This is a genomic window from Sandarakinorhabdus sp. (assembly GCF_040398645.1).
GTDB lineage: Bacteria > Pseudomonadota > Alphaproteobacteria > Sphingomonadales > Sphingomonadaceae > Sandarakinorhabdus.
On the sequence record NZ_JBBATR010000077.1, the window covers coordinates 4,307 to 5,898 of the forward strand.

Annotated in this window: 2 protein-coding genes; one reads left to right on the forward strand and one right to left on the reverse strand. The window is 63.9% G+C overall.

All coding sequences use genetic code 11. The features are described from left to right. Window positions 1-453 (reverse strand): glutathione S-transferase (locus tag ABWP50_RS12485; protein ID WP_353218312.1); only part of this gene is annotated, 453 nt, incomplete at its 3' end. A 96-nt stretch (window positions 454-549) separates the two neighbouring features. On the opposite strand from ABWP50_RS12485, the gene ABWP50_RS12490 reads away from it, so the two are divergent. Then, window positions 550-1,592: trypsin-like peptidase domain-containing protein (locus tag ABWP50_RS12490; protein ID WP_353218317.1), on the forward strand; the 1,043-nt coding region annotated here is incomplete at its 3' end.

Below are 1,592 nucleotides of genomic sequence, written 5' to 3' on the forward strand. Positions count from 1 at the left end.
GCACAGCCACTGCCGGCCATCGGCCAGCGCGGTTTCCACCCAGATGGTGCGGGCGACGAACCAGCGCTGATAATCGCTGGCCACCTTGGGAATGCGGTTTTCGGGCTTTTCCAGCCGCGTGTAGCGCAGCACCAGTGTTTGCGGAAACGTCAGCGTCGCATCGGACTGGTGCAGGAAATTCAGATAATCACCATAGCGCGGATCGCCCGGCAGCACTCGCAGCGCGCCAGTCTTGTCGGCCAGATACTGGCAGATCGCTGCGCTTTCGGTCATGCGCACCGCGCCATCGGTGAAAAACGGAATCGTGCCCAAGGGATTGATCGCCAGAAATTCCGGTTCCAGCCAGCGCGGCGGGAAGGGCAGCAGCGCCAGTTCATAGGGCAGGCCCAGTTCCTCCAGCGCCCACAGGCAGCGAAAGCTGCGCGCATCGCGGCAGTGCCATAATTTCATCATGCCCAGCCCCTTAACCAACACGCAGCGCTCCCCATATTCATGGCTGCTTAAACTTGCCTCTGCAATCTGCGCGGAATGAACAGGATATTGACCCTCATGGTGGACAAACTCAAATTGCTGGGCGGTGTCGCGCTCGGGCTGGCGGGCGGGGCCGCCATTGCGCTGGCCGTGGTCAATATGTCCGATACGGGGCGCGTTGCAGCGCAAATCCCGCCGATGGACAGCAGCGATGTGCAGCGCAGCGTGCCCGCCGCTGGCCAGGTCGCGCTCAGCTTTGCGCCCGTGGTCAAATCAGCGGCGCCGGCGGTGGTCAATATCTACACGGCCAAAGTCGATCGCCAGCCGCGCAATATGAACGAGGAATTCATGCAGCGGTTTTTCGGCGGTGCGCCGGTGCAGCCGCGTGTGCAGCAATCGCTGGGTTCCGGCGTGATCGTTGGCGCCGATGGCCTGATCATCACCAACAATCATGTCGTCGAAGGCGCCGATCAGATATTGGTGGCGCTGGGTGATCGCCGCGAGTTCAAGGCCAAGATCCTGTTTGCCGATCCCCGCCTCGATCTCGCGCTGCTCAAGGTCGATACCGAAGGTGCGGTGCTGCCGGTGATTCGCATGGCCGACAGCGACCGGGTCGAGGTTGGGGATGTCACGGTGGCCATCGGCAATCCGTTCGGTGTTGGCCAAACCGTGACCACCGGCATCGTGTCCGGCCTGGCGCGCACCGGCATCGGCGTATCGGATTGGCAGTTCTTCATTCAGACCGATGCCGCGATCAATCCCGGCAACAGCGGCGGCGCGCTGCTCGATGCGCAGGGCCGGCTGATCGGCGTGCCCACCGCCATTTTCAGCCGCACCGGGGCCTCCAACGGCATCGGCTTTGCCATCCCATCGAAAATGGTGCGCGTGTTCCTCACCGCGGCCGACAAGGGCAAGCTGGTATCGGGCTGGATCGGCGTCGAAGGCGAAGCGCTCACCACCGATACGGCAAAGCAACTGGGCCTTGATCGCCCGGGCGGCCTGCTGGTCACCGGCGTGGTGGCCGGCAGCCCCGGCGCGCGGGCCGGCATCAAGATCGGCGATGTGCTGCGCAGCGTGGACGGCAAGGAAGTCGCCAATGGCGGCCAGCTCCGCTACAGCCT